Source organism: Janthinobacterium sp. GL_088 (assembly GCF_057837845.1).
This window is the reverse complement of the sequence record NZ_CM174453.1, coordinates 759,127-771,988: the sequence shown is the minus strand read 5'-3', so window position 1 is coordinate 771,988 and position 12,862 is coordinate 759,127. Positions and strand designations below refer to the sequence as shown.

Genomic DNA, 12,862 nt, shown 5'->3' with positions numbered 1-12,862 from the left:
ATCGCGTACTTCACGTATGTAACGAAATATATACGTCGTGGCGGCGTAGCCTGCCCGGGCCAGCCATCGGCCGGCGACCCGCCTGTTTTTTACCCGGTTTTCCACCATTCGAGCCCTATGCCAGAATTGCCAGAAGTCGAAGTCACACGGCGCGGTGTCGCGCCCCATCTCGAAGGGCGCGCCGTGCGCTCCGTCGTGCTGCGCCGCGACGGCCTGCGCTGGCCCTTTCCCCCTGCCCTGGGCGAACAATTGTCCGGGCAAACCATCGGTCTGACGGGACGGCGCGGCAAATACCTGCTGATCCACTTCCGCCACGGCACCCTGATCATCCACCTGGGCATGTCTGGCCATTTGCGCGTGCTGCCCACGGGGACGGAAGCGCAAAAACACGACCATTTCGACCTCGTCGTGGAAGACGCGGACGGTGGCAGCCAAGTGCTGCGCATGACGGACCCGCGCCGCTTCGGCGCCGTGCTGTGGCATGACGAAGCCGACGGCCCGCTGGACGGCCACGCGCTGCTGCGGGGACTCGGCACGGAACCGCTGGAAGGCGGCTTCACGGGCCAGCTGCTGTTCCAGAAAACGCGCAACAAGGGCACCAACATCAAGCAGGTGCTGATGGCGGGCGACATCGTCGTCGGCGTGGGCAATATCTATTGTTCCGAAAGCCTGTTCCGCGCGGGGATCAACCCGAAGACGCCAGCCCGGCGCATCGGCCTGGCCCGCTATGAGAAACTGGCGCAATCGATCCGCGACGTGCTGGCCGAAGCCATCGTGCAGGGCGGCAGCACCCTGCGCGACTTCATCGGCGTGAACGGCCAGTCCGGCTACTTCCAGCAGACGTACTTCACGTACAACCGCGCGGGCAAGCCCTGCCGCGTGTGCGGCGCACCGATCCGCCAGATCGTGCAGGGACAGCGTTCCACGTTTTACTGCGTGAATTGTCAGAAATAGCGGTCAAAAGTAAGTCATGGAAAAAGGGAGCCAGATGGTCAGGGACTTGGAACAATACAGCGCGTGGCGCCAGGACGTGCAGGCCGCCTTGCAGGCATACCGGCAAGCCGCCAGCGCGGCGGGCCTGGTCGACGGCGCCTCCGCGCTGCGCCTGGCGCGCTGTGTCTCCCGCCTGACTGACGACCGTTTATCTGTTGCCTTCGTGGCGGAATTCTCGCGCGGCAAATCCGAGCTGATCAACGCCATCTTCTTTGCCGGCTACGGCCAGCGCATCCTGCCCTCGGGCGCGGGCCGCACCACCATGTGCCCCACCGAGCTGCTGTACGACGCGGCCTGGCCGCCATCGATCCGGCTGCTGCCCATCGAGACGCGCGCGCAAAACCTGTCGACCAGCGACTACCGCGACCTGCCCGCCGCCTGGACCGTGCTGTCCCTGAACATCGAGGCGGGCGGCGACATGCAGGAAGCCATCCGCCAGGTGAGCCTGACGAAAAAAGTCAGCGTCGAGGAAGCGGCACGCTACGGCCTGTACGACGCCGACGACGCGGACGCCCCCGCCATGCTCGACGAGGACGGCCAGGTGGAAATCTCCATGTGGCGCCACGCCATCATCAACTTCCCCCATCCGCTGCTGAAACAGGGCCTGGTGATCCTCGACACGCCCGGCCTGAACGCCATCGGCACGGAACCGGAACTGACCCTGAACCTGATCCCGAACGCGCACGCGGTGCTGTTCATTTTGGCGGCCGACACGGGCGTCACGCGCAGCGACATCGAGGTATGGCGCAACCATATCGGCGCCGGCGCGGGGCGCCTGGTGGTGCTCAACAAAATCGACAGCATGTGGGACGAATTGCGCGGCGATGCCGAGGTGGCGCAAGCGATCGAACGCCAGCAGGCCAGCGTGGCGCATCTGTTGACACTGGACCCTGGCCAGGTATTCCCCGTCTCCGCGCAAAAAGCCCTGGTGGGCAAGATCAACCACGATGCGGCGCTGCTGGAAAAGAGCCGCTTGCAGGCGCTGGAGACGGCCCTGTTCGAGGAGCTGATCCCCGCGCGCAAGGACATCATCCGGCGCCAGCTGGCGTTCGACCTGGACGCCATCGAAGCGGCGCAGCAGGTGCAGGCGGCGGCCCGCGCGCGCGGCATCGCCGAGCAGCTGCACGAGCTGCACAGCCTGCGCGGCAAGAACCAGAGCGTGATCGCACACATGATGCGGCGCATCGATATCGAGAAGAAGGAATTCGACAGCAGCCTGTTCAAGCTGCAAGCGACGCGCGCCGTATTTACGCGCCTGTCGACGGAGCTGTACACGAGTCTCGGCATGGACATCGTGCGCGACGATATCGATGGCGTGCGCGCGGCCATGCAGCGCAGCCGCTTTTTCACGGGCCTGCGCGAAGCCGTGCGCCAGTATTTCGAGCGCATCGCCAGTAACCTGGACCGCTCGGAAGGCAAGACGTCCGAGATCACGGAAATGATGAACGTGATGTACCGCAAATTCGCTTCCGAGCATGGCCTGGCGCTGGCCTTGCCGATGCCGTTTTCACTGGCCCGCTACCGCCAGGAAATCGCCGACATCGAAGCCGTCTACCATAAGCAATTCGGCACGGCGACCCTGCTCACCACCAGCCGGGTCGTGCTGATGGAAAAATTCTTCGACACCATCGCCTCGCGCGTGCGCCGCAGTTTCACCAACGCCAACGACGACGCCAGCGCCTGGCTGAAAGTCATCATGGCGCCACTCGAAGCGCAGATCGTCGAATACAAGGAACAGCTGAAACTGCGCTTTGCCTCGATCCAACGCATCCACGACGCCACGGGCAGCCTGGAACAGAAAATCGCCGGCTTTGAAGCGAGCCTGGCGGCGCTTGAACGCGACAAGGCGCAGCTGGTGCAATTGCTGGCCACCTTGCGCGCCGCCAGCGCAAGCTGAGCGCAGCACCAGCACCAGCACCAGCACCAGCAACATCCAACAACAGAACACTGGAACCCTGCATGAAACGTTTGCTGCATCCGCTCTCGCCCGTCACGGGCGCGGCACTTTTTGAAGATTACGTCGACCCGACTTTTTCCGCCACCATCATCGCCTGGCAAAAGCAGCACGGCCGCCACGCGCTGCCATGGCAAAACACGCGCGATGCCTACCTGATCTGGCTGTCCGAAATCATGCTGCAGCAAACGCAGGTCACGGCCGTTCTGGGCTACTACGCGCGCTTCCTCGAACGCTTCCCCACCCTGCGCGACCTCGCTAGCGCGCCCGTCGAAGACGTGATGGCGCAATGGAGCGGCCTTGGTTACTACACGCGGGCGCGCAACCTGCACAAGTGCGCGCAGCGCGTGGTGGCCGAATACGACGGCGTGTTCCCCAGCGACCCGGCCCTGCTGGCCGACCTGCCCGGCATCGGCCGCTCGACTGCGGCCGCCATCTCCGCGTTTTCCAGCGGCACGCGCGCGGCCATCATGGACGGCAACGTCAAGCGCGTGTTCGCGCGCACGTTCGGCATCGATGCCTATCCCGGCGAGAAACGGGTCGAGGAAGCCATGTGGCGCCGCGCAGAAGCGCTGCTGCCTGAAACAGGTATCGAAGCCTACACACAGGGCTTGATGGACTTTGGCGCCACCCTGTGCACGCGCAGCAGTCCCGACTGCGGCCGCTGCCCCTTGCAGCCGCGCTGCGTGGCCTACGCCACCGGCCGCACCAAGGATCTGCCGGTACGCAAACCGAAGAAAACCAGCCCGGAAAAGCACGCCGTCATGCTGGTCATCATCGACGATGGTCAGGTGCTGCTGGAGCAGCGCCCCGGTTCGGGTATCTGGGGCGGCTTGCTGTCCTTGCCCGAACTTGATGGCCACGTGCTGGCCGGAGAGGAGTGTCCGCGAGAAATAAACGAGGATGCTCTCATGCGCGCCGTGGCCCCGTTTGGCGCAATCGAAACGCAGGAACGGCTGCTGCCCATCGTGCACGTGTTTACGCACTACAAACTGCACATCGTCCCCTGCCGCATCACCCTGGCGCGGCGTTTGGCGCTGGCCGGGGAAACCACGCACGTCTGGTATGACGGCGCGAAAATCGCGGACGCGCCGCTGCCCGCCCCCATCAAAAAACTGCTGCTGGATCTGTTCGGCGATGCGCGTTCGGCGCAGCGCAGCATGTTCTAGTGCGCAGGCTTGTCCTACTGGCGCTGGCGCTCCTGCTCGCGCCAGTGCATGCCGACACGGCACTGCCGGAGGTACGCATTGGCGTGCTGGCCTACAAGGGCGGCGACGCCGTGCAGCAAGACTGGTCGTACGTGACGCGCCACCTGCAGGCCAGCATCCCCGGCATCCGTTTCATCCTGGCCGACTATGACCAGGCGGGCCTGACGCGCGCCGTGCAGTCGCAAGCGATTGCCTTTGCCATCACCAGCAGCGGCCACTACGTGGCGCTCGAACACAGCGACGGCGCCAGCCGCATCGCCACCCTGGAATCGCCGTGGACGGAGTCACCGCGCCAGGCCATCGGTTCGGCCATCGTCGTGCGCAGCGCGTCGCCCCTGCATGACCTGGCCGACCTGGCGGGCAAGAACGTGATGGCCGTGGCACCTGACGCCTTTGGCGGCTACCAGATCGCCGCGCGCGAATTGCGCGAAGCGGGCATCGACCCCACGCATGATTTTTCCAGCCTGCGCTACAGCGGTTTTCCCTCGCAGCAGATCATCGACGCCGTGCGTGCGGGGCGCATGGATGCGGGCATCGTGCGCACCTGTTTGCTCGAACAGATGGTGACGCGCGGCGAAGTGCGCGCCGATGAACTGCGCGTGATCACCACGCGGCCGATTCCCGGTTTTCGCTGCGCCAGCTCGTCGCGGCTGTATCCGGACTGGCCCTTTGTGGCTCTGCGCCAGACGCCGCCCGCGCTGGCGAAAAAAGTGGCGCAGGCCCTGCTGGCCATGCCGCGCACCGAAGAAGGCTATAGCTGGACGGTACCCAGCGATTACCAGATCGTCGATGAACTGTTCCGCGACTTGCACATCGGCCCCTACGCCTATCTGGACAAGCTGACATTCGAGACGGCGCTCCGCCGCTACTGGGGCTGGATGCTGCTGGTGCTGGCCCTGCTGGTCGCCTGGGCCGTGCACACGGTGCGCGTGGAATACCTGGTCAGCCGGCGCACGGAGCAATTGCGCGCGGCCCAGCACCAGCAGCGCGCGCTGGAAGAGCAGGCGCGCCAGCGCCAGGCCACGCTCGATCACACGGCGCGCCTGGCGATTCTGGGCGAGATGGCCAGCGCCATCGCGCACGAATTGAACCAGCCGCTGGCGGCCATCGGCAATTTCGCGCGCGGCATGGCGCGCCGCATCACGGCGGGCAGGCTCGATGCGGCGCCGCTGCTCGACGGCGCGCAGGAAATTGCCACGCAAAGCGAGCGCGCGGGCGCCATCATCCGCCACATCCGCGCCATGGCGCAAAAGCGTCCCGCGCACAGCACGGCCTTCGCCCTGGCCGACGCTGTGGAGCAAGCGGTATCGCTGTTCCGCGCGGCCCATCCGCAAGCGAAGATAGCCTGGAGCCACGACAGCGCCAGCCCTGACGCACGCGTGCTGGCCGACCCGCAGCAAGTGCAGCAGGTACTGCTCAATTTATTGAAAAATGCGCTCGACGCGCAGGTGGAAGGCGACAATCCCGTACACCTCATCGGCGTGCTGCTGCACCGTGAAAACGGCGCCTGCACGGTGGCCGTGCGCGATGCCGGCTGCGGCCTCGATGCGGCGCAGATGGCCCGCCTGTTCGAACCGTTTTTCACCACCAAGGCCGAAGGCCTGGGTCTGGGCATGTCGCTCAGCAAAAGCATCATCGAATCGTTCGGCGGCAGCCTGTCGGCGCACGCCAATGCCGATGCGCCCGGCTTGACGGTCTGGTTCCGCCTGCCCGAAGATAGCGGCATGGACGCGCACAAGGAAAGACAAGAGAAAACACCATGAATGAAAGCGATGCGATCATCTTTGTCGTCGACGACGACGCCGCCATGCGCCGCTCGCTGGCCTATCTGTTCGATTCGGCTGGATGGAAAGTGGAGACGTTCGAGTCCGCGCGCGACTTCCTGCAGCGCTACGAGGGCCATGCGCCTGGCTGCTTGCTGCTCGACGTGCGTATGCCCTTGATGAGCGGGCTGGAACTGCAACAGGAGCTGTCGCGCCACGCCATCGCGCTGCCCGTGATTTTCCTCAGCGGTCACGGCGACCTGGCCATGGCCGTGCAGACGATGAAGGCAGGCGCCTGCGATTTTCTGGAAAAACCGTGCAAGGACCAGGTACTGCTGGATGCCGTCTCGCGCGCCGTAGCCCGCAGCGTGGCAGAAAGCCGCAGCGCCGCCAGCGCGAATACGGCGCAAGCGGCGCTGGCGACACTGACGGCGCGCGAGCGCGAAGTGGCGCTGCTGATGGCCGAAGGCAAAGCCTCGAAAGTCATCGCCCGCGAACTGGGCATCAGCGACAAGACGGTGCAGGTGCACCGCCATAACACGATGGAAAAACTGGGCCTGCATTCAGCAGCCGAGGTGGCACGGCTGCTGATGGCCAGCGGAGAGATTTAAGCCCGCACGATGCGCGCCGGCAGTCCCTGCCGCACCGACGTGCCCGAGACGGGATCGACAAACACGTTCTTGTCGCCGCGGCTCGGATCCGTCAAGCCCAGGTCGTTGAGGTTGATGCCGGCGCCGATGGCCGGTTCATCGGGCTGGCGTGACTTGCCGATACGGTGGGCGCGCGCGCCGTGCTCCTTGTGGCCAAAACCGTGTTCGATGGCGATCACGCCCCGCTGCACGCCATGGCGCAGCATTACCGTGGCCCTGGCCCTGCCGCCCGGCGTTTCCAGGTAAATTTCATCGCCATTGTGCAGCTTCAAGCGCGCCGCATCGTCGGGGTGCACAGCGACCGGGTTGTCGGGATGGATGCCGCGCAAACGCCGCGCGCCGATGCTGTACGAGTTTTGCAGCGCGGATTTAAAACTGATCAGTTCGAACGGCCATTCGCTGGCCGGATAAGTCTTGCGCACGGGCGTGCCGTCGGCAAACGCCGCGACCCGCCACGCGGGCGTACCGGGGAAACGCTTGCCGCTCAGGCTATTCTTGCTCACACCCAGGCCCTCGTTGTACAGCATCATCGGTTTCAGATAGCGGTGCGTGGACCAGTCCTGCGGATATGGCGTCTCGTCGATCACAGGTGCAGGAGCTGCCGGCGCCTTGGCATTCGCCGGTGGCGGCAGGCGCAGGCCGAACATCTCGCCATAGCTCTGGTAGCGGCCTCCCCGCGCCAGCATGAAGGCCACCTTGCGCCACTCTTCCGGCTTCAGGGTGCGCTCCAGTTCGGGGCGGATGCGCGCCACGCCGGACAGGTCGATATCGTCGTCGCTGGCGTCAGGCACGGACGTTTTCCCTTGCCAGGCGATGTTGGCGCCGCCGCGCAGATACCAGTCTTCCGCGCGCTGCAGGGGGAAGCGCTGGCCATCCATGTCTTGCAATGCGTCCGGGCCAAAGCCGGGCAAGGCCATCGTTTTCGCCAGCGCGATGAAGAACGACTCCATGCAGATGGTCTGGCCGTCCGGTGTCTTTTGCACGCGCGGTTCGACCACGGGCCAGCGTGCCGTACTCATTTTGACGGGCATGCCGCCCCAGGCGCCGGCCCAGCCCCAGCTTTCATACAACAAGGTATCGGGCAGCAGGTAGTCGGCAAACGCCGAGCTTTCATTGATGAAGGGGTCGATGGCGACGATCAGGGGAATCTTCTTCGGATCGGCCAGTTCCTTGCCGATCTGCGCGCGCAAGCCCGTGATGCCGTAGACGGGATTGCAGCTCCACAGGATCAGCGCCTTCAAGGTATACGGATAGCCGTTCATGGCGCTGGTAAGCCATTCGGTCGCCAGCGCGGGCGCATTCGGATACCACGGCGCCTTGGCCGGATACGCCTTGCCCGCTTCTTTCTTCAGCTTGAATTCCGACGTTTTTTCATACGGCACATTGCGTCCGATCGGCATGCCGGCCGCCTTGATCTCGCCGTCGAAACTCTCGAGGTTGTAGCGCGGACCGGGTCCCGCATCCTTGAAGCTGCCGCCATTGACGAGGGTGCCGCCCTTGCGGTTCAAATTGCCGATCAGGGTATTGAGCATGACCAGCGCATACGCGTTATAAAACCCGGCGCCCGACATCATGCCGCCGTGCGCATTGACGGCCGCGCGCTTGCCATGGCTGGTCAGTTCCTGCGCCAGGCCTTCGATGATGTCGCGCCCGATGCCACAGGCAGCCGAGTATTCGTCCATGCTGTGGCGCTGCGCTTCTTCGTTCAGCATCGTCATGGCCGTCTTCAGGTGCAGCGGCGCGCCAAGCACGTCCAGCGGGCCGTCGAAGAACAAACGCCCTTCTCCCTTGGCGGCATTGTGCGGCACGATGGCTTGCGTGGCGGCGTCGATCACGCAGTAGGCGTCGCCATCCTTGTAGCGCTCTTCTTCCGCCAGTTCCACGGCGCCGATGTCCGACGCGCGCAGGTAGCGGCCGTCGCGCGCGTGGCCCTTCTCGCTGATGATCAGGTGCGTAGCATTGCACCAGGCGGCTTCGCCCGCCGCTTCCGCCACCTTCAGGTTCGGCTGCACGAGGAAGTTGCGGTCATAGCGTTCGTGCTCGATGATCCAGCGGATCATTGCCATGGCCAGCGCGCCATCCGTGCCCGGCTTGATCGGCACCCAGCGGCTGCGGTCGCCCGCGGCCAGGCTGTCCGCATTCGTCAGCACGGGGTCGACGACGACGTAGCTGAATTCGCGCTTGCCTGAACGGGCCTTGGCGATCAAGGTGCCCTGGCGTTTGAACGGGTTGCCCGCATTGCCCGGCGCCGTGCCGACGAAAATGCAGAACTCCGTGTTTTCCAGATCCACTTTCGCGTGCGGCATTTTCTTCATGTCGCCGAACATGGCGCCCGAGCCGCTGCGGTAGGCGCCACCGCAATACGAGCCGTGGTTGACCAGGTTCAGACTGCCGTACGACTGCTTGAAAAAGCGCGTGCCGAACGCCAGGCGGCCATCATCGGTGCTGCACATCAGGCCCACCTGATTGACTTGCGGGCCCAGTTCCGGCTGCGCCGGATCGATCTGCTTTTCCAGCTCGCGCAAGGCGCGCAGTCCCTGCACATGGCCTTCGCCAAACAGGTCGCCGCCTTCCGTCACTTCCTTGACCAACTGGTCAAAAGCGATCGGCTCCCACTGGCCGCCGCCGCGCGGACCCACGCGCTTCATGGGTGCCAGCACGCGGAACGGCGACTCCATCTGTTCCAGCACGCCGTTGCCGCGGCCGCAAGCGGTGGAGCGCCCTTTCAAACCCTTTTCCTGGAAGCGCGACAGCGACACAAAGCTGTCGCGTATCGAGGTTTGATATGGCAGCGCCGGGTCGGCCGACAGGGGGCTGTATGGATTGCCCGCCACGCGCAAGACCTTGCCGCTTTTTTTATCGAGGCGCACGCGCACGCCGCAAAACGTGGTGCAGCCCATGCACATGGTGTAGCTGACCTGCTGGTCCGGATTGACGGTCAGCTTGCCCGTGGCCGTGTCGACGGAAAACTCGGGCGGCAGGGAATTGCCATGCAGTTTCTGCACAGGCTTGTCCTTGCCCAGCGCGTGGTCGACCATGCGGCCGGCCGTCGTGGAAAAGCTGGCGGCAAACGCGGCCAGGCCGCCGCCGATGGCGCCGTAGCGCAGCAGCTTGCGGCGCTTTTCGTTTTCGTCTTCAGGGCCGTCGTTGCGGTCGTCGTTGTTTGTGCGTTCGTTCATTTTTGACTCCTCAGTGCGTGGCCATGGCGGGACGGTTGCGCAGCATGCGTCCCGCCCATGGCAAAAATTCCAGCATCAGCAACAGCAGCGCGATCCACAGGCCGGCCGTGCCGATAATCCCCATCAAGCCATCGTTCCCCATCGGCAGGTGGTAGTCATACAGGCCGGCGCCCGTTTTCGGGATCGTCTGGCCGCCGATGAAAATCGTCCAGCGCATCATCCAGGCGCTATGCAGCGCGATCAGGCCATTGGCCAGGCCGCTCGTGGCCGGGCGCCAGATGGCCAGCGCCATCGGCACGATGGACGACAGCACGGCCCAGACGGCCGTGAACTGCCATTGCGGCATGCCAGCCACCTGGGTAAAGGCCATGCTGTGGCTGGCGCTCACGCCAGAGAGGCTCACGAACAGCCAGCCGCCGCCCAGGGCCAGCACCAGCGCCAGCGACAGGGCCAACGCCCGGTTCAGCGACACTTCCAGCGCCTTGTCGCGACCCGGCAGGAAGCGGTTGAACAGCAGCGCCAGACCCACCGCTCCCACGAATGCCGTGGCGGCAAATTGCGCCGGCAGGAATGGCGTGAACCACAGGGGCCTGGCACGCACCACCATCACTTCCATGCCCGTGTACAGTCCCACCACGAAGGCGGCCAGCAAGGTGAAAGCGGCGGCGGTGACGATGGCCTTGCGCGATGCGGCGCCACCGCGCCCGGCCAAGCGGTAAAGGAAGGCCAGACGGTCCTGTCCCTGCCCCCGCGTGGCGAAGTCCACGCGCAGCGCCAGCCACGCGTACAGCATCAGACAGCCCAGATACAGGGGAATGAAGAACGAGCCCCACGACATCCACGACTGCGGCTGGAAGTAAATATAGAAATGGTAGAAGCGGCCCGGCCCGTGCAGGTCGGCCAGCAGCGCCACGGGCGCCGTCATGCCGCAGACGAGGGAGGCCAGCAGCGCGATGCGCCCTAGGCGTTCATACGCCTTGCGGCCGAAAACGAAGTACGGCAGGGTCAGCATGAAGCTGCCGTAACTGAGGCCGATGAGGAAAAAATACTGCACCGCCCACGGCAGCCATGCCGCCTCGCGCGTGACGTTGAGAATTTCGGTGATGTGGCTGTCCATGGTTTATTTCCCGTGTTTGCTCGGTTGCCAAAGAGTCGCTTCGCCTTCGACGTGGCCGGCGAAGCGCGTGTCCAGTCCCAGGTAGAACACGTGGGGCTGGGTGCCCTGCTCGGGTTTCAGCACCTTCACCTTGTTCTCGGTCAGCAGCTGGTGCACCATGCTTTCCGGGTCATTCAGGTCGCCGAAGATGCGCGCGCCGCCCACGCAGGTTTCCACGCAGGCCGGCAGCAAGCCTTCGTCGACCCGGTGCGCGCAGAACGTGCATTTGTCGGCCTTGCCCGTTTCGTGGTTGATGAAGCGCGCGTCGTACGGGCACGCCTGCACGCAGTAGGCGCAGCCCACGCAGCGGTCGCCATCGACGACGACGACGCCATCCTTGCGCTGAAAGGTGGCGCCCACGGGACAGACGGGAATGCAGGGGGGATTGGCGCAGTGGTTGCACAGCCGTGGCAGCATATAGGTGCCGCAGCGGTTTTCTTCCTTGACTTCATAGGTCGAGACGACGGTGCGGAAGCTGTTTTCCGGCACGGCGTTTTCCATGATGCAAGAGACCGTGCAAGCCTGGCAACCGATGCATTTCTGCACATCGACCACCATCGCCCAGCGCTGGCCGCCTTCGCCCTTCGTTGCGGCCTTGCTGGGCAGCGGCGCGATGGCCACCCCGATGGTTACGGCTGGCAAGGCGCGCAAGAAACTGCGGCGCGATTCAATCATGACACTCTCCTTGACTATGGGCGGCAAGCCCTTGTTGACTTGCTGCCATGATAGAAAAGAAGGTGCTGCGGGGATATTGGGGTGATCGGGTGGGGACCTAGATGATCATGCCAATTGACAGAGGAGAGGAATGGGGGTAATGCGCTTACAGCTCGTCGAGCGAATACAGCCTGCGGTGCTCGCGAATCGCGTAGCGGTCTGTCATGCCGGCGATGTAGTCGGCGATCTTGCGCGCCTGGTGCGTGACGTCGCCATCCTTGAGTTGATAGTCGGGCGGCAGCAGGGCAGGTTCGGCCATGAAGCTGTCGTACAGTTCGCGCACGATGCGGCTCGCTTTGACGCGCATGCGGTTGACCTGGTAATGGCGGTACAGGTTCGCCCTTAAAAAGCGTTTCAGTTCCGTCGCATCCTTGCGCATGGCATCCGAAAAACGGATCAGTGGGGCACTGGCGCGCACTTCACTGACGTCGCGCGGCGCCGCGTCGAGGATCAACGCATTCGATGTGACGATCAGATCGTCGGCCAGGGCCGTGATCAGGCGGCGCAGGGTTTCGTAGATGGCGCGCCGGCCCGACAGACCCGGGAACGCCTGCTGCACCTCGCGCCACAGGCGGCCGAAGAATTCCACCTCTTCCAGCTGGGCGATGGTGATCAGGCCGGAACGCAGGCCGTCGTCGATATCGTGGCTGTTGTAGGCGATTTCATCGGCCAGGTTGGTCAGCTGTGCTTCCAGGGTCGGTTGCGTGCGGTCGATGAAGCGCTGTGCCACGGGGCCCAGTTCGCGCGCATGCGCCAGCGAGCAGTGTTTCAAGATGCCTTCGCGCGTCTCGAACATCAGGTTCAAGCCATCGAAGGCGCCGTAGTGTTCTTCCAGCGTGTCGACCACGCGCAGGCTTTGCAGGTTGTGTTCGAAGCCGCCATGCTCCTGCATGCATTCATTGAGCACGTCCTGGCCCACGTGGCCGAACGGCGTGTGGCCCAGGTCATGCGCCAGCGCGATGGCTTCGACCAGGTCTTCGTTCAGGCGCAGGTTGCGTGCGATCGAACGCCCCACTTGCGCCACTTCCAGGCTGTGCGTCAGGCGCGTGCGAAACAGGTCTCCCTCGTGGTTGAGGAACACCTGCGTCTTGTATTCGAGGCGGCGGAAGGCCGAGGAATGGATGATGCGGTCGCGGTCACGCTGGAACTGGCTGCGCGAGGCGTGCGGCGCCTCGGCAAAGCGACGTCCCTGCCCCTGTGCCGAGTGGGCCGCATAGGGAGCGAGGAAGTCTTCGGGCATCATGA

9 protein-coding genes are annotated in these 12,862 nt (G+C 64.5%); 5 read left to right on the top strand and 4 right to left on the bottom strand.

From position 1 onward, the window contains the following. Window positions 1-117: 117 nt before the first annotated feature. From mutM to AC3IQ7_RS03400, 5 genes are all read left to right on the top strand, one after another. Complete coding sequence (gene mutM, locus AC3IQ7_RS03420) at window positions 118-954, top strand: bifunctional DNA-formamidopyrimidine glycosylase/DNA-(apurinic or apyrimidinic site) lyase (RefSeq protein WP_489208360.1); 837 nt, start codon at window positions 118-120, stop codon at window positions 952-954. Window positions 955-988: 34 nt separating this feature from the next. Next, entirely contained in the window at window positions 989-2,890 is a 1,902-nt protein-coding gene (locus tag AC3IQ7_RS03415) for a dynamin family protein (RefSeq protein ID WP_489210378.1), read from the top strand. 62 nt (window positions 2,891-2,952) lie between these two features. Beyond that, complete coding sequence (mutY, locus tag AC3IQ7_RS03410) at window positions 2,953-4,116, top strand: A/G-specific adenine glycosylase (protein WP_099378461.1); 1,164 nt, start codon at window positions 2,953-2,955, stop codon at window positions 4,114-4,116. Further along, window positions 4,116-5,918 carry a sensor histidine kinase gene (locus AC3IQ7_RS03405; protein ID WP_489208359.1) on the top strand — a complete coding sequence of 601 codons (1,803 nt, stop codon included), beginning with the start codon at window positions 4,116-4,118 and terminating at the stop codon, window positions 5,916-5,918. The genes mutY and AC3IQ7_RS03405 overlap by 1 nt, the downstream gene beginning before the upstream one ends. After that, the gene (locus AC3IQ7_RS03400; RefSeq protein WP_099378459.1) at window positions 5,915-6,529 is read left to right on the top strand and encodes a response regulator transcription factor; all 615 of its coding nucleotides are present in this window, start codon (window positions 5,915-5,917) and stop codon (window positions 6,527-6,529) included. Before AC3IQ7_RS03405 ends, AC3IQ7_RS03400 begins: the two co-directional genes overlap by 4 nt. Here the strand turns inward: AC3IQ7_RS03400 and AC3IQ7_RS03395 are convergent. The 4 genes from AC3IQ7_RS03395 to AC3IQ7_RS03380 all read right to left on the bottom strand — a co-directional run bounded on the left by AC3IQ7_RS03395 (window position 6,526) and on the right by AC3IQ7_RS03380 (window position 12,860). After that, window positions 6,526-9,747, bottom strand: coding sequence for a molybdopterin-dependent oxidoreductase (locus tag AC3IQ7_RS03395; protein WP_489208358.1), 3,222 nt, complete (start codon window positions 9,745-9,747; stop codon window positions 6,526-6,528). The genes AC3IQ7_RS03400 and AC3IQ7_RS03395 overlap by 4 nt on opposite strands. A gap of 10 nt (window positions 9,748-9,757) precedes the next feature. Continuing rightward, the gene (gene nrfD, locus AC3IQ7_RS03390) at window positions 9,758-10,864 is read right to left on the bottom strand and encodes an NrfD/PsrC family molybdoenzyme membrane anchor subunit (RefSeq protein WP_322426703.1); all 1,107 of its coding nucleotides are present in this window, start codon (window positions 10,862-10,864) and stop codon (window positions 9,758-9,760) included. Window positions 10,865-10,867: 3 nt separating this feature from the next. After that, complete coding sequence (dsrO, locus tag AC3IQ7_RS03385; protein WP_489208357.1) at window positions 10,868-11,578, bottom strand: sulfate reduction electron transfer complex DsrMKJOP subunit DsrO; 711 nt, start codon at window positions 11,576-11,578, stop codon at window positions 10,868-10,870. 145 nt (window positions 11,579-11,723) lie between these two features. Next, on the bottom strand, window positions 11,724-12,860 hold the full coding sequence (locus AC3IQ7_RS03380) for a deoxyguanosinetriphosphate triphosphohydrolase (protein WP_489208356.1): 1,137 nt from the start codon (window positions 12,858-12,860) through the stop codon (window positions 11,724-11,726). Window positions 12,861-12,862: the final 2 nt, after the last annotated feature.

What these genes read in the sequence shown, in the direction of transcription:
- mutM (WP_489208360.1), top strand. Translation starts at nt 118, where the DNA reads ATGCCAGAATTGCCAGAAGTCGAAGTCACACGGCGCGGTGTCGCGCCC.
- AC3IQ7_RS03415 (WP_489210378.1), top strand. Translation starts at nt 989, where the DNA reads ATGGTCAGGGACTTGGAACAATACAGCGCGTGGCGCCAGGACGTGCAG.
- mutY (WP_099378461.1), top strand. Translation starts at nt 2,953, where the DNA reads ATGAAACGTTTGCTGCATCCGCTCTCGCCCGTCACGGGCGCGGCACTT.
- AC3IQ7_RS03400 (WP_099378459.1), top strand. Translation starts at nt 5,915, where the DNA reads ATGAATGAAAGCGATGCGATCATCTTTGTCGTCGACGACGACGCCGCC.
- AC3IQ7_RS03395 (WP_489208358.1), bottom strand. Translation starts at nt 9,747, where the DNA reads ATGAACGAACGCACAAACAACGACGACCGCAACGACGGCCCTGAAGAC.
- nrfD (WP_322426703.1), bottom strand. Translation starts at nt 10,864, where the DNA reads ATGGACAGCCACATCACCGAAATTCTCAACGTCACGCGCGAGGCGGCA.
- dsrO (WP_489208357.1), bottom strand. Translation starts at nt 11,578, where the DNA reads ATGATTGAATCGCGCCGCAGTTTCTTGCGCGCCTTGCCAGCCGTAACC.
- AC3IQ7_RS03380 (WP_489208356.1), bottom strand. Translation starts at nt 12,860, where the DNA reads ATGATGCCCGAAGACTTCCTCGCTCCCTATGCGGCCCACTCGGCACAG.